Origin of the sequence: Exiguobacterium sp. ERU653 (assembly GCF_018617775.1) — a bacterium.
GTDB lineage: Bacteria > Bacillota > Bacilli > Exiguobacteriales > Exiguobacteriaceae > Exiguobacterium > Exiguobacterium marinum.
The window spans coordinates 1405655-1425850 of sequence record NZ_JACSKV010000001.1 but is presented as its reverse complement, the minus strand read 5'-3'; the positions used below and the strand labels follow the sequence as shown (position 1 = coordinate 1425850).

General features: G+C 46.8%; 24 protein-coding genes. 21 read left to right on the top strand and 3 right to left on the bottom strand.

Features of this window, described 5'->3' with window-relative positions; genetic code table 11:
• Nucleotide 1: 1 nt before the first annotated feature.
• From gatB to KNO95_RS07280, 10 genes are all read left to right on the top strand, one after another.
• Nucleotides 2-1432 carry an Asp-tRNA(Asn)/Glu-tRNA(Gln) amidotransferase subunit GatB gene (gatB, locus tag KNO95_RS07325; protein ID WP_214703349.1) on the top strand — a complete coding sequence of 477 codons (1431 nt, stop codon included), beginning with the start codon at nucleotides 2-4 and terminating at the stop codon, nucleotides 1430-1432.
• A gap of 63 nt (nucleotides 1433-1495) precedes the next feature.
• The gene (locus KNO95_RS07320) at nucleotides 1496-2494 is read left to right on the top strand and encodes a diacylglycerol kinase (RefSeq protein ID WP_026825339.1); all 999 of its coding nucleotides are present in this window, start codon (nucleotides 1496-1498) and stop codon (nucleotides 2492-2494) included.
• A 55-nt stretch (nucleotides 2495-2549) separates the two neighbouring features.
• Nucleotides 2550-3911, top strand: a complete 1362-nt coding sequence (gene rlmD / locus KNO95_RS07315; RefSeq protein WP_214878561.1) for a 23S rRNA (uracil(1939)-C(5))-methyltransferase RlmD — start codon at nucleotides 2550-2552, stop codon at nucleotides 3909-3911.
• A 198-nt stretch (nucleotides 3912-4109) separates the two neighbouring features.
• The gene (locus tag KNO95_RS07310) at nucleotides 4110-4529 is read left to right on the top strand and encodes a MarR family winged helix-turn-helix transcriptional regulator (RefSeq protein WP_214703351.1); all 420 of its coding nucleotides are present in this window, start codon (nucleotides 4110-4112) and stop codon (nucleotides 4527-4529) included.
• A 244-nt stretch (nucleotides 4530-4773) separates the two neighbouring features.
• Nucleotides 4774-5667: an SDR family oxidoreductase gene (locus KNO95_RS07305; protein ID WP_251129271.1), complete on the top strand. Its 894-nt coding sequence runs from the start codon at nucleotides 4774-4776 to the stop codon at nucleotides 5665-5667.
• Nucleotides 5668-5680: 13 nt separating this feature from the next.
• On the top strand, nucleotides 5681-6088 hold the full coding sequence (locus KNO95_RS07300) for an ester cyclase (RefSeq protein WP_214878558.1): 408 nt from the start codon (nucleotides 5681-5683) through the stop codon (nucleotides 6086-6088).
• A gap of 122 nt (nucleotides 6089-6210) precedes the next feature.
• Nucleotides 6211-6747 carry a GNAT family N-acetyltransferase gene (locus KNO95_RS07295; RefSeq protein WP_214878557.1) on the top strand — a complete coding sequence of 179 codons (537 nt, stop codon included), beginning with the start codon at nucleotides 6211-6213 and terminating at the stop codon, nucleotides 6745-6747.
• Nucleotides 6748-6757: 10 nt separating this feature from the next.
• Nucleotides 6758-7369 carry a hypothetical protein gene (locus KNO95_RS07290; protein WP_214878556.1) on the top strand — a complete coding sequence of 204 codons (612 nt, stop codon included), beginning with the start codon at nucleotides 6758-6760 and terminating at the stop codon, nucleotides 7367-7369.
• 100 nt (nucleotides 7370-7469) lie between these two features.
• On the top strand, nucleotides 7470-8282 hold the full coding sequence (locus KNO95_RS07285) for a DUF4839 domain-containing protein (protein ID WP_214878555.1): 813 nt from the start codon (nucleotides 7470-7472) through the stop codon (nucleotides 8280-8282).
• A gap of 39 nt (nucleotides 8283-8321) precedes the next feature.
• Nucleotides 8322-8762, top strand: a complete 441-nt coding sequence (locus KNO95_RS07280) for a hypothetical protein (protein ID WP_214878554.1) — start codon at nucleotides 8322-8324, stop codon at nucleotides 8760-8762.
• A gap of 133 nt (nucleotides 8763-8895) precedes the next feature.
• Here KNO95_RS07280 and KNO95_RS07275 read toward each other — a convergent pair whose 3' ends face one another.
• Entirely contained in the window at nucleotides 8896-9840 is a 945-nt protein-coding gene (locus KNO95_RS07275; protein WP_026825344.1) for a DUF5692 family protein, read from the bottom strand.
• A 201-nt stretch (nucleotides 9841-10041) separates the two neighbouring features.
• Here KNO95_RS07275 and KNO95_RS07270 point away from each other — a divergent pair, with 201 nt between their 5' ends.
• The 7 genes from KNO95_RS07270 to KNO95_RS07240 all read left to right on the top strand — a co-directional run bounded on the left by KNO95_RS07270 (nucleotide 10042) and on the right by KNO95_RS07240 (nucleotide 14511).
• Nucleotides 10042-10656: a TetR/AcrR family transcriptional regulator gene (locus KNO95_RS07270; RefSeq protein WP_026825345.1), complete on the top strand. Its 615-nt coding sequence runs from the start codon at nucleotides 10042-10044 to the stop codon at nucleotides 10654-10656.
• Nucleotides 10657-10740: 84 nt separating this feature from the next.
• A complete protein-coding gene (locus tag KNO95_RS07265; protein ID WP_483297734.1) occupies nucleotides 10741-11733 on the top strand; it encodes a tRNA dihydrouridine synthase in 993 nt (330 codons plus the stop codon).
• A 61-nt stretch (nucleotides 11734-11794) separates the two neighbouring features.
• Nucleotides 11795-12430 carry a GNAT family N-acetyltransferase gene (locus KNO95_RS07260; protein ID WP_214878551.1) on the top strand — a complete coding sequence of 212 codons (636 nt, stop codon included), beginning with the start codon at nucleotides 11795-11797 and terminating at the stop codon, nucleotides 12428-12430.
• 225 nt (nucleotides 12431-12655) lie between these two features.
• Nucleotides 12656-12826 carry a hypothetical protein gene (locus KNO95_RS07255; protein ID WP_161634147.1) on the top strand — a complete coding sequence of 57 codons (171 nt, stop codon included), beginning with the start codon at nucleotides 12656-12658 and terminating at the stop codon, nucleotides 12824-12826.
• A 73-nt stretch (nucleotides 12827-12899) separates the two neighbouring features.
• Nucleotides 12900-13550, top strand: coding sequence for an SIMPL domain-containing protein (locus tag KNO95_RS07250; protein ID WP_214878549.1), 651 nt, complete (start codon nucleotides 12900-12902; stop codon nucleotides 13548-13550).
• Nucleotides 13547-13987, top strand: coding sequence for a hypothetical protein (locus KNO95_RS07245; protein ID WP_214878547.1), 441 nt, complete (start codon nucleotides 13547-13549; stop codon nucleotides 13985-13987). Before KNO95_RS07250 ends, KNO95_RS07245 begins: the two co-directional genes overlap by 4 nt.
• A gap of 56 nt (nucleotides 13988-14043) precedes the next feature.
• Nucleotides 14044-14511: a flavodoxin family protein gene (locus tag KNO95_RS07240; protein ID WP_026825350.1), complete on the top strand. Its 468-nt coding sequence runs from the start codon at nucleotides 14044-14046 to the stop codon at nucleotides 14509-14511.
• Between the two features lie 127 nt (nucleotides 14512-14638).
• On the opposite strand, the gene KNO95_RS07235 is transcribed toward KNO95_RS07240, so the two are convergent.
• Nucleotides 14639-15736: a type I restriction endonuclease gene (locus tag KNO95_RS07235; RefSeq protein WP_214878545.1), complete on the bottom strand. Its 1098-nt coding sequence runs from the start codon at nucleotides 15734-15736 to the stop codon at nucleotides 14639-14641.
• Nucleotides 15737-15860: 124 nt separating this feature from the next.
• Between KNO95_RS07235 and KNO95_RS07230 the strand changes: the two genes are divergently transcribed.
• From KNO95_RS07230 to KNO95_RS07215, 4 genes are all read left to right on the top strand, one after another.
• The gene (locus KNO95_RS07230; protein WP_214878542.1) at nucleotides 15861-16259 is read left to right on the top strand and encodes a hypothetical protein; all 399 of its coding nucleotides are present in this window, start codon (nucleotides 15861-15863) and stop codon (nucleotides 16257-16259) included.
• An 86-nt stretch (nucleotides 16260-16345) separates the two neighbouring features.
• Nucleotides 16346-17458, top strand: coding sequence for a M14 family metallopeptidase (locus KNO95_RS07225; protein WP_214878539.1), 1113 nt, complete (start codon nucleotides 16346-16348; stop codon nucleotides 17456-17458).
• Between the two features lie 77 nt (nucleotides 17459-17535).
• Nucleotides 17536-18339: an alpha/beta fold hydrolase gene (locus KNO95_RS07220; protein WP_214878537.1), complete on the top strand. Its 804-nt coding sequence runs from the start codon at nucleotides 17536-17538 to the stop codon at nucleotides 18337-18339.
• A 256-nt stretch (nucleotides 18340-18595) separates the two neighbouring features.
• The gene (locus KNO95_RS07215) at nucleotides 18596-19024 is read left to right on the top strand and encodes a CBS domain-containing protein (protein WP_012727014.1); all 429 of its coding nucleotides are present in this window, start codon (nucleotides 18596-18598) and stop codon (nucleotides 19022-19024) included.
• 37 nt (nucleotides 19025-19061) lie between these two features.
• On the opposite strand, the gene KNO95_RS07210 is transcribed toward KNO95_RS07215, so the two are convergent.
• Nucleotides 19062-20171, bottom strand: a complete 1110-nt coding sequence (locus KNO95_RS07210; RefSeq protein WP_214878535.1) for a low temperature requirement protein A — start codon at nucleotides 20169-20171, stop codon at nucleotides 19062-19064.
• Nucleotides 20172-20196 lie beyond the last annotated feature (25 nt).

Below are 20196 nucleotides of genomic sequence, written 5' to 3'. Positions count from 1 at the left end.
GATGAACTTTGAAACGATCATCGGGATCGAGGTGCACGCCGAGCTGAGCACGAAGTCGAAGATTTGGTGTGGCTGCTCACGCACTTACGGTGCCGAAACGAATACACAGACGTGTCCGATTTGTCTCGGACACCCGGGCGTCTTGCCTAAATTGAACGAAGAAGCGGTCAACCTCGCCATCAAGGCGGCAATGGCACTCAACTGTGAGATTGCGACAGATACGAAGTTCGACCGGAAGAACTACTTCTATCCGGACACGCCGAAAGCGTATCAAATCTCCCAGTTCGATAAGCCGATCGGCTCGAACGGTCACGTCGACGTCGAAGTCGACGGAGAGATGAAACGATTCCGCATCGAGCGTGTACACTTAGAAGAAGATGCCGGGAAGATGAACCATACGGGCGAGAAGCACTCGGTCGTCGACTTCAACCGGACCGGTTCACCACTCATCGAGATTGTCAGTGAAGCGGATATGCGCTCACCGAAAGACGCGGTCGCGTACCTCGAACGTTTGAAAGAAGTCCTCTCGTTCGCTGGCGTCTCGGACGTCAAGATGGAAGAGGGGTCGCTTCGCTGTGACTGTAACATCTCGGTCCGTCCATACGGGCAGGAGAAGTTCGGGACGAAGACGGAGCTCAAAAACTTGAACTCGTTCTCAAACGTCTTGAAGGCGCTCGACTATGAAGAGACGCGTCATCGCAAATTGCTTCTCTCAGGTGGCGTCATGCGTCAAGAGACGCTCCGTTACGACGAAGCTGCGAAAAAGACGATTCTCATGCGTGTCAAAGAAGGGGCAGCGGACTACCGCTACTTCCCGGAGCCGGACCTCGTCCGTCTCGAAATCGATGAGGCATGGAAAGAGCGCATCCGCGCGACGATTCCAGAGTTGCCGGCAACACGTCGTGAACGCTACATGAGCCAATATGGTCTCTCGGCATACGACGCGAAAGCCCTCACGTCGACGCGTGAGTTCTCGGACTTCTTCGAAGCGACGACAGCAGCTGGAGCCGAGCCTAAAGCGGCAGCGAACTGGCTCATGGGTGAAGTACTCGGTCACTTGAACAAGTCAAATGAAACGGTTGAGACGATGAAGTTGACGCCGGAATCACTCGCAGAGCTCATCCGCTTGATCGCGGAAGGGACGATTTCATCGAAAATCGCGAAGCGTGTCTTCACGGCGATGATGGAAGAGGCGGCTGAGCCGAAAGCGTATGTGGAAGCGAACGGACTCGCCCAAATCTCGGACGAGAACTTGTTACGTGGCTACATCCTCGAATTGTTCGAGGCGCATCCGCAAATGATCGAAGACTTCAAGAACGGGAAAGACCGTGCGAAAGGCTTCATCATCGGCCAAATCATGAAACAGACGAAAGGGATGGCGAACCCGGCACTCCTCGATGGCTTGTTCCACGAAGAGATCGCGAAACGCTAAGCAGGCGGCGAGACACTTGTGTCTCGCTTTTCGCTCGAGTTGAGCATAGGGGAGAGAATCAATATGCAACGGAAACGTGCGCGGGTCATTTATAACCCGACATCTGGTAAAGAAGTGATCAAACGGGAACTCCCGTACATTTTGAACCGCCTCGAGGATGCGGGTTATGAGACGTCGACGTATGCGACGAAAGCGATTGGTGATGCCACGCTCGAAGCAAAACGGGCCTCGGCGGCCGAGTTCGACCTCATCATCGCCGCAGGTGGAGACGGGACATTGAACGAAGTCATCTCAGGGCTCGCGCCGCTTGAAAATCGTCCGACAATCGGTCTCATTCCGGTCGGGACGACGAACGACTTCGCTCGGGCGATGCGGATTCCACTGAGCGTCGTCGGTGCACTCGACGTCATTTGTGACGGATTTGAGATGCCGGTCGACCTCGGGGAAATCGAAGGAGAGACAGGTGACATCCACTATTTCATCAATATCGCTGGCGGTGGGATTATGACCGAGCTCTCGTATGAGGTGCCATCGAAGTTGAAGACGGCGCTCGGTCAGCTCGCGTATTACGTGAAAGGGATGGAGAAGCTACCACTCATCAAACCGACGTACATCGAGCTCGAACACGACGAAGGAACGTTCCAAGGGGAAGTCATGATCTTTCTCACATCGAACTCGAACTCGGTCGGTGGATTTGAAAAGATCTCACCGCACGCATCGTTGAATGACGGGTTATTCGACTTGTTCATTTTGCGGAAATGTAACTTGTTCGAATTCATCCATGTCGTCCGCTTACTCCTCCGTGGAGAGCATTTATCGAGCTCACTCGTCGAACATGTGAAGACGAGTCGCGTCAAGATGAAGACGACAGAGCCGATGAGTTTGAACATCGACGGCGAGTACGGCGGGGAGTGTACAGGGGAGATGCGGAACTTATTCCGTCATTTGACGGTGCTCGCGCCGAACGCCCGGATCCGCGAGATGGAAGAGTTGAATGCACAATATGAACGCGAACAGATGATCAAGCAATTGTTCAATGTTTCGCTCGATAAAGCAGAGTGAAAAGATAGGAATGACGACATCAGTCATTCCTATTTGCAATGGAAGGAGCATTCGTATGCTACCAGTGAAAAAGAATGACCGTCTCGATGTGCATGTCCACGACCTGACCCATGAAGGGGCGGGTGTGGCGCGTGTCGACGGCTATACGCTGTTCGTCCCGAACGCGTTGCCGGGAGAGACGGTCGAAATCGTCGTGACGAAGACGAACAAGCAGTACGGGTTCGCCCGATTGTTGAACGTGAAAGAAGCGAGTGCCGACCGGGTCGAGCCGCCGTGCCCGATCTTTTATCAGTGTGGCGGCTGCCAGCTGCAACACTTCAGTTATGAAGGTCAACTTCGCCAAAAACGGGAACGCGTCGTCGATGCGCTCAAGCGTCTCGGTCAGTTCGACGTACCGGTCCATGACACGATTGGGATGCCGGAACCTTGGCGCTACCGCAACAAGGCACAAGTCCCGTTCAAACAAGAAGGGGACCGTCTCGTCTCAGGCTTTTATCGCCCTCGTTCGCATGACATCGTCGAGATGAGCGAATGTTTGATTCAAGATGAGCGCAATGACAAGGCGATCCAAGTCGTCCGTGACGTATTGGATGCTCGCGGTGTGCCGGCGTATGACGAGAATACAGGACGCGGTGTCATCCGTCACGTCATGGCCCGTTACGGGTACCATTCGGGTGAACTGATGATCGTCCTCATCACGAAGACGACGAAGTTAAAAGGCGTGAATGAGATTGTCGCCGACATCGTCGAGCGTCTCCCGAACGTGACGTCGATCATGCAAAACGTCAACCCGGACAAGACGAACGTCATCCTCGGGCCGACGAACAAATTGCTTTACGGCCATGAGACGATTGAGGATAAAATCGCAGGACTCACGTTCACGATTTCTCCGCACTCGTTCTTTCAGGTCAATCCGGTCCAAACGGAGAAGTTATACGGGAAAGCACTCGAGTACGCACAACTGTCAGGTACGGAGCAAGTCGTCGACGCCTATTGCGGTATCGGGACGATCAGTCTCTTCCTCGCGCGTAAAGCGGCACACGTCTACGGTGTCGAAGTCGTCCCGGAAGCGATTGAGGACGCGAAACAAAATGCACTCGTCAATGAGATTGACAACGTGACGTACGCATGTGGTGCGGCGGAAGATGTGCTCCCACAGTGGAAGAAAGATGGCGTGAATCCGGACGTGATCGTCGTCGATCCACCACGAAAAGGATGTGCCGAGTCGTTTCTTGAGACGATGGTCGAGATGGCACCGAAAAGGATTGTGTACGTCTCATGTAACGTCGCGACACAAGCGCGTGATATGCGTTACCTCGCCGACCGTGGCTATCGCTTGATGGAAGTGACACCGGTCGACATGTTCCCGCATACGGCGCATGTGGAGACGGTGGCGTGGTTGGAGAAAGTAGAATAAGAGATTCGAGGGGGGCTTAGTCACGTTGCTTATTGCGAAATGACAGGCCCTCTTTTTCAGAAGATACATTTTGATTTGATATACACCCATATAGTTAGTATACTTATAATAAGTAAACTAACTATATGATGTGAGAAGTGTCGCTTTTTTGGGAACGGGTCCAAAGAATGTCGAGAACGAAATGAAGAAGGTGATTATTTGGAAAATTTGTCTTATTTGTTGATTAAGTCCTCACGATTTTTAAAAGGAGCGTTAGACAAACGATTGCAAGAGTATAATCTGACAGCTACGCAATTCTCGGTACTGAATCAAATCACGGCTCACAATGGGAACATCACGTCAGCAGAAGTTGCGCAGCGATTAGAGTCCGACCGACCGACCATCTCTGCAATCATCAATAGGCTCGAAAGGGACGGCTTCGTTGAAAAAGTGCAAAATCCACACGACAAGCGATCTGCGTACCTCAAGCTGAACGAGCAGACTTTGAAACTCGTAGACGAGCTGAGACGTGTTTCTGATGAAGTGAATGAAACGGTATTTGAAGCTTTCACTGAAGAGGAAGTGGCTAACATGAAAGCGTATTTAGTCAAACTGATGAAACACTTTGACGACATGTGATTCGATGCAAAGAGAAATCGTTCTATTCTCATGACCGGAAGAAAATATTTTCACGTGTCCTTCGAGATATACGTTCAGACATATCACAATGATGCAAATTACTTTGTTGTCAGCTCACCAACGATGACAAAATCGATTTCAACACGTTTGAAAGACAGAGGCATACGAAAGAAAAATATCATCAAGGACACGTTCATCGGATACTAAGCGTAAAAAAATATGGATGACAAGGAGTGAGAGATTGATGGGTTCAATTCTCGTGACTGGAGCGACGGGTAATGTAGGGAAACATGTCGTCAACTATTTGAACGGTCGAGATTCAGACGTTGTGGTGGCAGGGCATCGCATAAAAGAACTAGAAAAGAGCTATCCGGGGATGAAAGCGGTCAGATTGGATTTCGAGGATCCGAGTACGTTTGAAGAAGCATTACATGGCGTCGACCGCGTATTCTTGATGCGACCGCCTCAGATTGGGGACGCTGAAGTCTTTCGACCGTTCGTAGAAGCGATGAAGGCACAATCCGTGCGTCTCGTCTCGTTTTTATCGTTGATGGGGGTTGAACGAAATCCATTCCCCCCTCACCATAAAATCGAAAAAATGATTGAGGAGGCATCGATTCCTTACGCGCACATTCGTCCAGGTTTCTTTATGCAAAACTTAACCGGTGTCCATGCCGAAGAGATTAGGAAGGATCGTGAGATATTTATTCCTGCCGGTAAAAGTAAGGTGAGTTTTATCGATGCTGAAGATATCGGCAAAGCGATCGCTCATGTTCTCCTGCATCCTGACGCTCATCAACATGTAGCTTATACGTTGACGGGTCCTGAAGCACTCGATTACGTGGACATCGCCAATCAATTGACCTTATTGACTGGGGAAAAAATCACCTATGCCAAGCCGAGTATGCTTCACTACCGTTCACGCTATATCAATGAACGGGGACTTAGCCCAGAGTACGTAAACGTAACGATGGCGCTTTATTTGATGACGCGCCTTGGCACGGCAAAGGCTGTCACACATACGTTCAAGGAATTGACAGGGGACGAACCACGGACGTTTTTCGAGTTCGCCAAAGCTCACCTTCATGAGTTCGAGCGAAAAGACGATGGAGATCAACAAATGATCCATTTGACCTGAAGGAGGCGAACGTATGAATCGAGAGGAACAGATTCGTTTTGCGGCGTATCAAGTGATGGAGCTCGGAAAGATGGAAGTCGTCCCTGAAGTGTTCGCTACAGAATACGTCGCGCATGCAGGGGAACGGACGTATAAAGGCCATGCATTCATTCGACGTTTCTCAAAACAGATGAAGACTGCGCTTCCTGACGTCAAGGTGAAGAAGGTCGAGGTACTCGTTCAGACAGAAGATACTGTCACGTGGCAGCGTACGCTTGTCGGGACACATCAAGAAAACATGATGGGCATCCCTGCGAGCGGGAAACAGATCGAATGGGTGGACATGGTCGTCTCCCGTTTCCAAAAAGGGTTGATTGTTGAGGAGTGGGTCGTCTCTGAACTGATGGGCGAGTTATTGGTGAAACGACCTAAAACAAAGTGATGGTGAAATGGGAAAGTACTTATGACTCAAACATAAGTGTTTTTTTGTTCGTCGCCAAAGAAACAAAGAGTATGTCTGATATGATGAATGTATGATCGAAAACGTATAGTCGGGGGAATGACATGAATATTCAACAGATGATGGAGTTCGAGATCGGGGAGGCACTCGACAAACAGTTGACCGAGTTGCTCATGAAGTCTTTTGATCCACTTTATCATGAACGAAGCTACTTCAAGCAGTTGCCGCATCTTCGATTGATTGCATTTGATGAACAGCAGCACGTCATCGGGCAAGTCGGTTTAGACTTTCGCGTGATGAATTTGAACGGGGACCCGATTCGAGTGCTCGGGATTATCGACTTATGCGTTCAAGAAGAATGGCAAGGACGCGGGATCGGAGGAGCGCTGATGGAACGGGTGATTGCTCTCGGTGACGAGCATCGGATCGACTTTCTCCTGTTATTCGCTGACCGATCGGACCTTTACGAACGGATCGGGTTTCATACGGTATCGAACACATGCATGTGGCTTCAAATCGATGACCAAAACCAGACGACACGAGGGATTGGGGAGGCACCATTTGACGAATTGATGGTGAAGCCGGTAGGAGAAATGCAATGGACGGAAGGGACACTCGACTTGCTCGGATACTTATATTAGGAGGATACCGATGAACTATGAACAAGTGACAGAAACATATGAGGCGTATGCACAAAAGATCGGGGACCGGAAGCGCATGTATGAAACGATTGCGAACATATTTGACGTGAAGCGGGTGCTCTATCCCGGAAGTCACGTCGATATCGCCCCGTCCTTCGTCATCCCGCACGTCATCTATGTCGACAGTTTCAAAGGGGCGATTCGCTTTTTCAAGAAACTCGAAACGGTACAGGAACTGATTGATCAACGAAAGGAATATGATGGGCCGTGTACCATTGAATTCTTTGGTCAGGACTATACGCAGCCGCTCGACATCGGACCGGTCGATTTGATCATCTCGCAATATGCGGGATTTGTCGGGCAGGCGACGAAACAGTATTTGAAGCCGGGTGGCATCTTGCTCTGTAACGATAGTCACGGAGACGCGACGTTGGCGCGGTTCGATAAGGCGTTCGAATTGATTGGGGTCATGGGAAGAACAAATGAACTCGTTCAGACGGGGCTCGACGAGTATTTCCATTTACCGAAAGGGAAGGACGTCGATACCACAGAAGTGAAGAAGTCGATGAAAGGTCCTCGATATACGAAACAAGTGGAGAACTATGTGTTTCAGAAAGTATAAAATGGAAATAAGTTAAAATATAATCTTCTTGTGGAAATCTAATCTTTTTATTGCCATACTTTATTAATGGATGATTCGATTTTCAGGAGGATGATGACTTATGAACAGAAAAATTTTAAATGGCATAATGATTTTTAGTCTGACTTCAATTCTAGTTGGATGTGGGGATGAGGCAAGTGATCACGAGGGTCAAATAAAGATTTCTACATCTGCTAGCTATTATGAAGGCGAAAACTATAAAGAAGTGATTGCTGACCTTGAAAAAAGTGGATTCAAAGATATCAAAACAAAAGCAATTGAGGACTTAGTTACTGGTTGGATTACAAAAGATGGAGAAATTGAAGAAGTTTCTATAGGTGGGAAAACTGATTACTCTGAAGGACAATGGGCTTCAGAAGATGAAGAAATTATCATCACATATCACACATTTGAAAATGATGAATCAAGTGAGAGCAATAGCTCTGAAGACGAAAAAGATAGTTCGAAAAATGATGAAGAAGTTGAAGAGGTAACTGAAGAAGAACCAGAAACGCTGACAAGAGATAATAGTAAAGAATTAAATGCCGTATTAAGTGTGGATTTCGAGTCTGACCCATTGCTTCAAGATTTTGCAAAAGAATATGAAGGTAGCGTAATTGAATTCGATGCACATACTGCATATGTAAATAAACATGGAAGTTATGATACTCGCTTCGATTATTTGATACTTGTGGGTGACTACACCGAAGGCGAAACACCAGGCCCCAATTTTCAGCTCCGTAATGTAAACTACTCTGGCTTAAATTTAACGGGCGAAAATATTCCAGACCCTTTTGGAATTGGTCACAATATACGTATCACTGCTGAAGTGGTGGAGTATGAAACGGCATCTGAATTATTTTTAATTGATCCTATTTCTATCCAAATGAGATAAGTGTGATTCGTCCAAAAATGTAAATTTAGGAGGAATTCGATGAAACAATACACGATTCGAAACCGAAGCGTCCCGCTTTCCTTACATGACGCGGTCATCACAGAAGCGGCAGTGACCGGTTCGATGATACGTCTCGTATTTGCGGATGGAATCCGTGATTTGTTCAAGAAAGAACATGTGTGGACAGGCCGCGCTACCGTGACGATTTCGAACGTGAACCGGGATTCTTCGTCACTTACACGCTTTGGTGAAACGACCTATTTGATGTGTCCAATCGAGCAACTCAGTCAGTTCGTCAAAACGGGACGCTTCGAAATCGTAGATGAGTTGTATGGTTATCGCCAGCTGTTATTCCGTTGCATGTGGTTGACCGATACGACATGTGAGACGGTGGAGCTGAGTCTCTCCCATTCAAGTGAGCTCGTCATCCGATGGGAAGACGAGCCGGTCGAAGAAATGTATGGATCTGAATCATTTTGAAGAAATCGTAAGTCCTACATGTTGGGCGACTGCTCTCGCGACGTCTTGTTTTGATCGATAATCCGTTATCATTTCTTCTGCTTAAAACACCCCATAGCAAGTGGAATTTAGTTTCCACTGCTATGGGGTGTTTTCATGCTGTCTTTGGATTAGGTGATTCTGTTTCGCGCAATGCATCGACTTGTTTATATTCTTCGGTATCGGTCCACATCTCATCTTTCAACGGATTGAGACGTCGTTTGACGATGCGTGACACCTGCATGACGGCGAGGACGACGTTTAGGGCGAGACTGATGATTGCGAGCGTCCAGTTCGCTGCTGGATTATACGAGACGCTCACGTTAAACGTACTACCGACCGCAAAGAAGTAAGGGAACGTCATGACCCACATCATCCAAATTGTGAGTGTCTGGGCTCTGTTTTGCATCCACGTCCCCTTCGCCCAAAGAAGGGCCGGAATCGTTGCGGCGATATTCAACGCGAATCCGGAATAGAACGCGTTACCGGGTGCGCAAGAGTAAACATAGGAGATGTTCCAAATCCCGTATGCGATGATCCACAACTTCGTCTGGTCCGGCCAAATCATGTCCACTTTCTTACCGGACGTCGCAAAGATGCCGAACCATCCACAGATCAGGAGGACGTTCAAAATACCGGCGACGGCGTTCACGTAGTTCCAACCACCGGAGATATAGTACATGCCATCGACGACCCCTTCAAATCCCATGAATCCGACTTGAAATTCCCGGATGACCGCCTCGATGATATTGATAGCGAGAATGGCTGGAACGAGTACTAAATACCAAGGGTGCTTCTTATGGTAGTTCGTGAAGCGGATGACCATATAAATTAGTGCGCCGGTCAATGCGGAATACACTTTCACCCAATGGAACCAAGACGTGATTTCTGATTCGACGACGAACAGCCAAATCGGAGTCAAGGCGATTGGAAGCGCGATGAATAGGAGTTGACTCGCTCGTTTACCGGAACGGACGAACTCATTCAACCCAATCAAAAGCCCAAGTACGACGAACCACATGACGACGTTATGCCAAGGAATCGACTCAAAGAAAAACATAAAACGACACTCCTTTCGAAAATGAGATGATATGAAATAAATGCAATGGATAAACATACCGAACGTTCGTTATGTTTATGTGAAAAGTGTAACAATATATTGTAAGCGCTGTCAATAGAAGTCGTGGGCTCACACGGAAGTGTCGAAAGTTCGCCACATCATTATGATATAATGAGCGATGAGAATAGAGGAAGGTGTTGGATGATGATGAACGAAGGGAAGTTAAAAATCTTACAAGCTGCGCGTGAAATCATTGTCGAACAGGGCATCAAAGGCACGACGCTTAGAGGAATTGCGGAGCGGGCCGGATTCAGTACGGGCGCGATCTATCATTACTACACGTCAAAAGAGGCAATCCTTTATGACGTGATGGACGAGGGCCTCGGTGAGGTCAAACGAATCGAGACCGTTTCTCAGGATGATCAGAAGGAAGCGGCGGTAATCATCCAAGAAATTTATGAAGGCATGCAGGAACGGTTTCAAAAGGATGCGGAGAGCCGACTCCAGTTTTATCTCGCTCATGAAGCGATGATTGGAAATGAAGATATTCAACAGAAGTTCAAAGTGAAGTATGAAGATTGGATCACACGGATTGAGGCCATTTTTGTACGGGCTTACGGTGTCAAACAAGGACCGATGACCCGGGCGGTCGCCACGTGGACGATGGCCGGGATCGATGGGATGGTCCTCCAGACCCTACTTCGGACGGGAACAATTGAACCGGAATATACGAATCGTGTGCTTCATTATTTATTGACCGAAGGGTTCCCGCACTTTTTTCAACTCATTCGTTCGAAAGAAACGGATTATGAGTAATGTCAGTTGATACAATCCGACGGACATAATAGAATAGATGAGTGATTTTGTTGGACTGTATGGATGAAAGGAACTGATTTTACGATGAAAGAAAACTTTTGGCGCGACCTTCCGCGTCCGTTCTTTATACTTGCCCCGATGGAAGATGTGACCGATGTCGTCTTCCGTCATGTCGTCGCCCATGCCGGACGCCCGGACGTCTTCTTTACGGAATTTGCGAACTCGGATAGCTATTGCCATCCTGAAGGGAAAGGCAGCCTTCGTGGCCGTTTGACGTTCACCGAGGACGAGCAGCCGATGGTCGCCCACATCTGGGGAGACAATCCGGAATACTTCCGTCAAATGAGTATCGGGATGGCTGAGATGGGCTATAAAGGACTCGATATCAACATGGGTTGCCCGGTACCGAACGTCGCGAAACGCGGAAAAGGGAGCGGCCTCATTCTCCGTCCGGAAGTGGCAGCCGAACTCATTCAAGCAGCGAAAGCCGGCGGACTCCCGGTCAGCGTCAAGACGCGACTCGGCTACTCGAAGCTCGATGAGTGGCGTGACTGGTTGACGCATATCTTGAAACAAGACATCGCCAACTTGTCCATTCACCTACGGACACGTTCGGAGATGAGTAAAGTCGACGCGCACTGGGAAATGATCCCGGACATCGTGAAGCTACGAGACGAGATCGCACCGGATACGCTCATCACGATCAACGGGGACATCCTCGACCGTCAAATGGGACTCGAGCTCGTTGAGAAATACGGGGTCGATGGCGTCATGATCGGTCGCGGGATTTTCAAGAACCCGTTCGCATTCGAGAAAGAGCCACGCGAGCACTCGATGGAAGAACATCTCGATTTGTTGCGTCTGCAACTGGACCTTCAAGATAAATTCCAAGAAGACGTGCCACGTTCGATTTCGAACTTGCACCGTTTCTTCAAGATTTATGTCAAAGGATTCCGTGGGGCGAGCGAACTTCGCCATCACTTGATGGAAACGAAATCGACGGATGAGGTACGGGCGCTACTTGATGCCTTTGTCGAGAAATATCATGAAGAAGAGGCAGCGCTCGCTGCTGAATAAACGATGAGGTTCAGCGAAAGCTGGACCTTTTTCGTATAATGAATAGAAAGGAGTGAGGCAGATGATCAACATACGAAAAGAAAGGCCAGAAGATGAACGTCGCGTTGAAGAAATTGCTCGGGAAGCGTTTTGGAACTTATATTTCCCGGGATGTCATGAGCATTATGCGATTCATCAACTGCGAAAACATGAAGATTACTTGCGCGAATTGTCATGGGTCATCGAAGTGGATGGAGAGCTTGCTGGTGGAATCTTTTACTCGAAGTCGAAAGTTGTAGATGGAGAGAAATCGGTGGATACGATCACGTTCGGTCCAGTTTTCATCGACCCGAAGTACCATCGACAAGGAGTAGGTAGACATCTCATAACGCATTCGATTGAACATGCACGTTCGCTCGGTTATCGTGCAATCCTAACCCTCGGCTATCCATATCACTATGAGCCGTATGGATTTGTAGGTGGAAAGAAATATGGCATTGCGATGCCGGACGGACAGTACTACAAAGGACTGCTCGTATTACCTTTATATGATGGGGCGCTAGATGAGGTTCAAGGTGTCGCAGTATTTACAGAAGGCTTGGAAGTAGAAGAAGCTGAAGTAGAGACGTTCGACGCTACGTTTCCGACGAAGAAAAAAGAAGTGCTCCCGAGTCAACGAGAATATGAATTGGCTTCGAGTGAATTAGATGAATCCTAAAGCGATGCCAAAGATATGATCTTTGGCATTTTTTCTTGTTTCTTACCTAAATAAAGGATACCTTGGATGTATTGGATATTGATACATAGGAGAAACATAGAAGAAAAGGTAGTCGGAAATAGATATTTTTTTAGAAAAATGATTCGACTTAAAGAACGAGTGTGAATTGAACGCGATTGGAGAGATGAAGTCGTCAGATTGAGCGCATAGGTAAGGAGGAGCAAGATGGATTCACCAGAATGGAAAGACTGTATCATTTGTTTTGGATTGATTGCGGGGACGACACTCGGTGTAATCCTCTCGTTCTTCTTCGGTGTTCAGTTGACGTACGGGATCGCGAGCGGAGCGATGCTAGGATATGTCGGAGGGCTTGTTGCATCGATTTGGAAAAAATGACTATTTTGTAAAAAGGGAAATCTGAAGTGTGTACCGAATTTCTGTATAACAAACGACAGAGGAGCGGATCAATATGGAACGGAAGATTACCGTTAAAGGGACAGGGAACGTCTCATCTCGACCGGATTTGATTGTGATTCACATGGACCTCGTCTCGAAAGCGCCACGATACGAAGATACGATGACCGAGGCAGCAAGTGCGGTGTCCCATCTTCAAAAAGCCATCACGCGTGCGGGGTTTGACAAGACGGAACTCAAAACGAGTGACTTTTCTATCGATACGGAATACGAACGGTATCGCGATCGAGATGAGAATTATCGGTCGCGGTTTGTCGGATACGTCTGTAAGCAGAAAACAAAGCTCGAATTTGCGCTCGACACGTCCAAACTATCGGACGTCATCGAACAAATCAGTCAATCTCGGGCAAATCCGACACTCTCGATTCGCTTCACGATGAAAGATCCGAATGCGATTGAAGATCAGTTATTGGTGAACGCTGCGGAGAATGCATTGAAACGAGCAGAACTCCTTGCGAAAGGAGCAGGCGCCGAACTCGGGGACTTGCTTCAAATTGACTATACGTGGGGGGAGATTCATCTGTTCTCGCCTACGAACGTCCTTTATAGCCAGGACATCGTCTATTCGGAATCACGGATGCCTGAACTTGAGCCAGATGACATTGATGTCAGTGATTCGGCGACATTCGTCTGGAGTTTGAAATGAGGCGACTGATTTTCTTGATTCTCCTTTCACTCTCGATTGCGGTGCCCGTATCTGCCCTTTCCTGGGCCTACACGTTTGTCGTGTTCGACCGAAACGCATATGAAGTGCTCGACACAATAATCGATGAGGATGCACTCGGTGACGTGATCGGTGAAGTGGGAACAACGGTCAACGACGAGACGGGACGATACTACGGGAATGCCTCGAACGGATATCCAATCGGGACAGTGTACCGTGAAGTCGACGGGGAGTCCGTGGAGGACGTCATCGCAGTCGAGGACGGCTCAGAATGGAAACGGGCGGAGTATCGATTCGAAGCACCGTACCATTCACGTGACTTTATCCAATTCTTCGGTTACAGCCTACTTGGGATGGGCATCATCATGATAAGTGCGACGCTCTTCAAGCGAAGTTCGCTGTACAAAAAAGAAGAATGAACGAACGTGGAAATGGGAAGGGTGATAAAGAGAAGTTCGGCAAAGGGGGATTCACCATGAACATTTTGATTATTTTTGACTCACTATATGGTCATACAGAGAAGATTGCCCATGCGATGCAGGAAGAACTGTCAAAGGGGCATGAGGCACGTATGGAACACGTATTGAATATCGGATTGGGAGATCTCGCGCACATTGATCTCGTTGTGATCGGTTCACCGACGCATGGAGGGTATGAAACCGAGGACATTAAAGTGTTTTTAGACGGAATCTCAGACAATGCCTTACGAGGGAAGCAGACGGCTGCGTTTGATACGAGTGTCGTCAAAGAAAAACAAAATCCGATTCTCGGTAAAATCATCGACTGGTTCGGTCATGCGGTAAACCGCGTCGAAGGGGAAATGATTGAAAAAGGCGCAACGAACGTTCAAAAAGAATCGTTCTTGGTTGATGGGGAGACGGAGATGTTGAAAGAAGGCGAACTCGAACGCGCGAAAGCGTGGGCGCGAGAGTTGGTGAATTAATTAGTGATACGCATTCCATTATCGGGATGCGTTTTTTTGATGGAATCGGACAAAAGATTTTGGAAAGCGGGTAAATATTAAATAAGGCATAAAGAACGATAATTATTCTCTATGCCTGTCCAGATGATTAATTAACTTCAATGATATCTTTTACAATTGTTCGAAGTCTTTCGGTGTATTCTTCGATTTCATAGACATGATTAATTTTGTGTCGAACGTTGGGCTCATCTCGGAATGTGATATATTTGTTCGTTAGTGAATTTAAATGCAGACGACAAACCCATTTTCGATTACTGTCATCGATTAAGATATTAAAATAACTCGCATTATCTCTATAAAAAATGCGGTCTTTGCCAATTACCGATCCTAACAATACCTTCACTGTCGCATAACCTTCAATTTCTTCTTGAGTTGTTTCAATGATTGGTTGTGCAGGAATATCGACCGTTACTTCTTCCTCAATTTCATTTGAGACAGGGTCATCTATGTTTGGTGTTACAGCTGGTTCTGACTCACCTGAAATTGCGTGCTTGATTCGTTCATTTAAGTTTTCATTAATGAATTGATTAAACGCTTTGGAAACGATTGGTCGGAACTTATCGACGACTGTTTGTGTTTTTATACCTTGGTAGCATTCTTGAATAAGTAGTTTAATTAGTTCGTCGCTAGGTGATTGAGATAGAGTCTTTAGCTGATCTTTTATTGCACTAAGGTATTTAAGCTCTTCGGCCGTTGAAAGAATTGTATTCACATTAAATTCTTGTTTTTTAAACTTGTAAAGTTCTCTGATCTCACTGTCCTTTATATTAGATAACACAATTTCAAAGAAAGGAGTGCTATCCATTACATTAGGTGATTCTAAATCTGTATAAAAACGATACATGTCACCATTTGTCAAGATTGCAAATTTTGCTTGTGTCGTTCCGAAATATCTAAATAATTGAGAATCATGCTTCGTTAATCGTTCATTAATAGATTTTGCTTCAATGAGAATTGTTGGTTTGCCCTCTTCCATAATAGCATAATCAACCTTTTCTCCTTTTTTAATTCCTACATCGGCAATATATTCAGGAGTAAACTCTGCCGGATTGAAAACGTCATATCCGAGTGTTTGGAAAAATGGCATAATCAGGGCGGTCTTCGTGGCTTCTTCTGTCGAAATTGAGTGCTTAAGTTGCTTGATGCGTTGAGAAACTGTACGAATATCTGAAGAAAACTTTTCCATCATAATAACCTCCAATATTTTCATTTATAAGTTAATACTACCTTTTATTATTATGATAGTAAATTTGTCTTTATACAGTTTTGGAATTGTTAAGAAAATTGTCATTATAGAAAGGGTGAGAGTGATGAAAAAAATGGAACGTGATGTATTCGTCGGTTGGATTGTCGTCTTGTTAGTCATTTTGGTGCATTTCCTCATCACCATCTCTCTCGGGAATTCGTACTTTGCCGAGAGTTCGTTGAATCGAATGATGTGGCTCTCGAGTTTTCCAGCATTTTTGATTACCTTCGTTGCAGCTTTTTTTCAAAAAACGAACACGATGATGTTAGCGGTTCGTCGGGGATTGCTATGGACCATTGAGTTGATTGTCGCTTTTACCGTTCTCGCTTGGGTGTTCCGTTCATTTGAAGGATTGTATGCGTATGCCGGTCTGTATTGGTTGTTCGGTGCCGTCCTGATTGCTCCTATTTTCTATCTGATGGCATTCCGCCGCCAACATACGAAACGGATCCAGACACCTTGACAGTAGCGCTTCCTTCTGAAGGAAGCGTTTTTAGATTGCCGTAGGATGGGAATGGGTGTAGAGAGTATAGATTGGAGGAGAGTGTGATGAGCCAATATTTTTCATCATCTTATGAAGAATCACGAGAGAAATTTATAAATTTACTGTCTGAGGTGAAACGATTTTATCCGAAGGCAGAGCTGTTGACGCATTCGATTGGGGACGAAAGTATCGACGTCATTTTAGGGGAGCCGAAACGGGATTGTAAAACAATGCTCCTCATGACGATTGGAGAACATGGGATTGAAGGATATGCGGGTGCTGCGGTGACTCACCAATTCGTTCGGACGCAACTCTCACATGTACGACATGAGACGACCGGCATTTGTCTCATCCATGCCGTCAATCCGTGGGGAATGAAACACTTTCGGCGGGTCAATGAGCACAATGTCGATTTGAACCGAAATTACGTCATTGATCGTGAGTCGGTCCCATATAACGTGAACCGTGAATATGAGCTGATGCGCCATCTCTTCGTACCAGACGGAGTGATTGACGACTATCATGAAGCAAGGGAACAGATCTATTCATTCCTCGGCTCTGGAATTAAGCTTGATGGCTTCAAAGCGATGAGTGGAGCAAAAGGGATGGGGCAGTATCAATTCCCGAAAGGTGTGTACTATGGGGGAGAAGAAGACGAACCGTCAGCTATCTTCTTAAAAGGGATTCAACACGATTTGCTCGAGCGCTACGGGAAAGTGGTGCATATGGACTGGCATACGGCGCTCGGTCCGACAAACGAGGTGACGATGGTCATCAGTAAGCGCGACGGTCGAACCGAAGATGAGTTGAAACAAGCGTACGGCCTCGATAACGTCAACGTGTATGACCCAGATGAAGTGCTCGGGGACTCGACGAATCATTTTTACTACGTACGCGACACGGAATATCCGGACAAGGGACTCGTCTCCGCATTGTTTGAATTCGGTACGTTCGGGACTTCAACGAAAGCCTCCATTCGTGAATTTCTCACGATTATCTTAGAGAATCGGCTGTACTTTGAAGGGACGAAAGACCCTGAAGCACGTAACGGGATTCAAAATGAGTTCATGGCAATGTTTTATCCGGATGATCCGATCTGGCGGGAAGCCGTGTTGCGGGAAGGTGCGACAGCTATCGAAGGCTGTTTAAAAGGAGAGTCACTTTGGCGTGACGCATAGTAGGGTTTTTTGGAGTCGGAAACGGGAACAAGAAGGTTGTGAGTGTTTACGCTTAACATTGAAATAGTGGAGGGTTGATGATGGGATACATTACAGCACACGATGGCACGAATTTATATGTCGAAGACGTCGGTTCTGGGGAACCGATTGTTTTCTTACACGGTTGGCCGGCGAACAATAATATGTTCGAGTATCAGAAAAATGCACTCGTGGAGGCAGGATATCGCTATATCGGGATTGACTTCAGAGGATATGGGAAGTCCGATGCCCCGGCAACGGGATATGATTATGAAACGATGGCGTCGGACGTGCACATGGTTGTTTACGGACTTGGCCTGAAAGATTTCACGCTCGTCGGGTTCTCGATGGGCGGGGCGATTGCGGTCCGATATGCGGCAGATTATAAAGAGGACGGTCTCAAAAAGTTAGTATTAGCTGGAGCCGCGGCGCCAATTTTCACACAACGTTCAGACTATCCATATGGAATGACGACCGATGAAGTCGATGCCTTGATTGAGGATACTCGAGCGGACCGACCGAAGATGCTTGAAGGATTCGGGGAAATCTTCTTCGAGAAAGAACATTCGAAACCGACGCAAAACTGGTTCCACCACCTTGCGCTCGTCGCGTCGAGCCATGGTACAATCGCCTCGGCACAGGCGTTACGTGACGAAGATCTACGCGATGCCCTGCCGAAGATTGATGTCGAAACGTTGATTATCCATGGGGTACATGACAAAATCTGTCCGTTCGCGTTCGCTGAACAGATGGAACAAGGCATTCCGAACGCACGAATCGAACGTTTCGAAGAGAGCGGACATGGTACCGTGCTCGACGAACGAGAGAAATTTAACGATACGCTACTACAGTTTGTTCAATAATTTTTGGCCTCCTAATGGGGGCCTTTTGTATGTTTCGATGGATAAGAAGCAACTAAAAAGGGTATAAATCAATTGGAGTTCCTTTCCAATTCTTTTGAATCACCGAGATATCGCTGTGACAAGAATCACGATGTTTTTTTGCGTCGTTATGGAGAAAGGGGGATAAAAATACGACGGGATTGTTCGATTAGTTCAACCTGTCCTACCATTCATGGTACAATAACGGGGTGGATTAACAGATTGAGGAGAGATTTAAATGAACATCGCTTTCTTTTTATATCCGAAAGAAGACGTCAAATATTTGGACCCCGAATCAACGGTACGACAAGCGCTTGAAAAGATGAAACATCATCGATTCACGTCTGTCCCACTCGTTTCGGAGAACGGTTTTTATGCCGGGACGATGACAGAGGGGGATTTACTTTGGGCACTTGCAGAACAACTTCGCGGGGAAGAAGACTATGAAAAAGTGCTCCGGACACGTCTAAAAGATATCAAACAACGCGTTCGTTATAAGCCGGTCTCGATTACGGCGCAAATTGAAGAACTCGTCGATGCGATCACGGACCAAAACTTCGTGCCTGTCGTCGATGACGGAAAATATTTCATCGGCATCATCCGACGCCGTGACATCATCGAGTATTACTCGACAAAGTTGAAGCAACTCGAGAATGAAGTCCGATAATAAACAAGCCAGAACCGACTCGCGGTTCTGGCTTGTTTTACGTTTCTTCCCGCTTTGTTTTTAAGAACGGGAGTGGGGCGATGATTGAAATGTAGTAAATAAACGTGATGACGAGCAAGAGAATGATCGCTGGTAAATATGGTGCGATGAGTGGGATGACGAGCAGGACCGCAAGAAACGCGAGTCGCTTCCAAGATAGATTGAAAAATAGCCGATTGAAGTAAATGACACCGTATCCAAACAGGACGATCGCGACATACAGCGTGATACGATGTGCCAAATCGAGTGTCTGCATCGGATCGTGTATGATCGCAATCTTCACGACAGCGAGTAAAATGATGCCGAGAAACATCGAGAGGTGTGACCAATAGAATCCGGCCTTAGCTGTCTGATCTCGTTTATCCGTGTGCATGTCATAGAATCGATTTTCTCGTTTTTCATCGTCTTTCACATAGGAGTACCAGAGTAGAACGGTTAGGGTGAGTGCTAGGACCATCGTCAAGACGACATCGGACGTTAAATCCTCATCAATCGCGGCTCGGCCGGTAGAAGCAATTGTTTCACCAAGGGCAATGACCAAGATGAGATAATGACGCTCAAGGAAGTGCCAGGATGACACTTCGAATTGACCTCTGTTTTTTTGTACGAGGGGTCCCAATACCGCCACAATCGCGACAATTCCCCATACAATCAGGCGCACATTGCCCTCGAACAGCGAAGCGACAAGGATGATGATGCTAAACGAGATATTATATGGAACGATGGCGAGCATAGCCTTTTTCGTATCGTCATTACTGTGAAGCAAGAACAATGTTGAATGTACTGCGACGATCACTAAAAAACCAAGTCCAAAAATAAATCCATCTTGATTGTATGCATTTGGGATCGCAACGGAAATCAACATGAAGCCAATCATTCCGAGCGTCATGAAGATTTGATGATTTCTTCTGGTCAGTTTGGTCGTATTCGTCAACCAAATATACCCTTCAAAGATATACCAAATGAGAGCCATGAGAACGAGAACCTCTAAAAACGTATGAATAGTGAGATGACGTTCAAGTTTTAAGGTGAGTTGTATGAACGTAAAAACAAAAACTAAATCAAAAAACAGTTCAATTTTTTCTACCTTTTCATGATGAGGGGGCATAGGAGAACTCCTTTTTCATAGATTC

Excerpts from the sequence above, each read along its gene's own strand:
- gatB (WP_214703349.1), top strand. The coding sequence starts at position 2 with ATGAACTTTGAAACGATCATCGGGATCGAGGTGCACGCCGAGCTGAGC.
- KNO95_RS07320 (WP_026825339.1), top strand. The coding sequence starts at position 1,496 with ATGCAACGGAAACGTGCGCGGGTCATTTATAACCCGACATCTGGTAAA.
- rlmD (WP_214878561.1), top strand. The coding sequence starts at position 2,550 with ATGCTACCAGTGAAAAAGAATGACCGTCTCGATGTGCATGTCCACGAC.
- KNO95_RS07305 (WP_251129271.1), top strand. The coding sequence starts at position 4,774 with ATGGGTTCAATTCTCGTGACTGGAGCGACGGGTAATGTAGGGAAACAT.
- KNO95_RS07300 (WP_214878558.1), top strand. The coding sequence starts at position 5,681 with ATGAATCGAGAGGAACAGATTCGTTTTGCGGCGTATCAAGTGATGGAG.
- KNO95_RS07295 (WP_214878557.1), top strand. The coding sequence starts at position 6,211 with ATGAATATTCAACAGATGATGGAGTTCGAGATCGGGGAGGCACTCGAC.
- KNO95_RS07290 (WP_214878556.1), top strand. The coding sequence starts at position 6,758 with ATGAACTATGAACAAGTGACAGAAACATATGAGGCGTATGCACAAAAG.
- KNO95_RS07285 (WP_214878555.1), top strand. The coding sequence starts at position 7,470 with ATGAACAGAAAAATTTTAAATGGCATAATGATTTTTAGTCTGACTTCA.
- KNO95_RS07280 (WP_214878554.1), top strand. The coding sequence starts at position 8,322 with ATGAAACAATACACGATTCGAAACCGAAGCGTCCCGCTTTCCTTACAT.
- KNO95_RS07275 (WP_026825344.1), bottom strand. The coding sequence starts at position 9,840 with ATGTTTTTCTTTGAGTCGATTCCTTGGCATAACGTCGTCATGTGGTTC.
- KNO95_RS07270 (WP_026825345.1), top strand. The coding sequence starts at position 10,042 with ATGATGATGAACGAAGGGAAGTTAAAAATCTTACAAGCTGCGCGTGAA.
- KNO95_RS07265 (WP_483297734.1), top strand. The coding sequence starts at position 10,741 with ATGAAAGAAAACTTTTGGCGCGACCTTCCGCGTCCGTTCTTTATACTT.
- KNO95_RS07260 (WP_214878551.1), top strand. The coding sequence starts at position 11,795 with ATGATCAACATACGAAAAGAAAGGCCAGAAGATGAACGTCGCGTTGAA.
- KNO95_RS07255 (WP_161634147.1), top strand. The coding sequence starts at position 12,656 with ATGGATTCACCAGAATGGAAAGACTGTATCATTTGTTTTGGATTGATT.
- KNO95_RS07250 (WP_214878549.1), top strand. The coding sequence starts at position 12,900 with ATGGAACGGAAGATTACCGTTAAAGGGACAGGGAACGTCTCATCTCGA.
- KNO95_RS07245 (WP_214878547.1), top strand. The coding sequence starts at position 13,547 with ATGAGGCGACTGATTTTCTTGATTCTCCTTTCACTCTCGATTGCGGTG.
- KNO95_RS07240 (WP_026825350.1), top strand. The coding sequence starts at position 14,044 with ATGAACATTTTGATTATTTTTGACTCACTATATGGTCATACAGAGAAG.
- KNO95_RS07235 (WP_214878545.1), bottom strand. The coding sequence starts at position 15,736 with ATGGAAAAGTTTTCTTCAGATATTCGTACAGTTTCTCAACGCATCAAG.
- KNO95_RS07230 (WP_214878542.1), top strand. The coding sequence starts at position 15,861 with ATGAAAAAAATGGAACGTGATGTATTCGTCGGTTGGATTGTCGTCTTG.
- KNO95_RS07225 (WP_214878539.1), top strand. The coding sequence starts at position 16,346 with ATGAGCCAATATTTTTCATCATCTTATGAAGAATCACGAGAGAAATTT.
- KNO95_RS07220 (WP_214878537.1), top strand. The coding sequence starts at position 17,536 with ATGATGGGATACATTACAGCACACGATGGCACGAATTTATATGTCGAA.
- KNO95_RS07215 (WP_012727014.1), top strand. The coding sequence starts at position 18,596 with ATGAACATCGCTTTCTTTTTATATCCGAAAGAAGACGTCAAATATTTG.
- KNO95_RS07210 (WP_214878535.1), bottom strand. The coding sequence starts at position 20,171 with ATGCCCCCTCATCATGAAAAGGTAGAAAAAATTGAACTGTTTTTTGAT.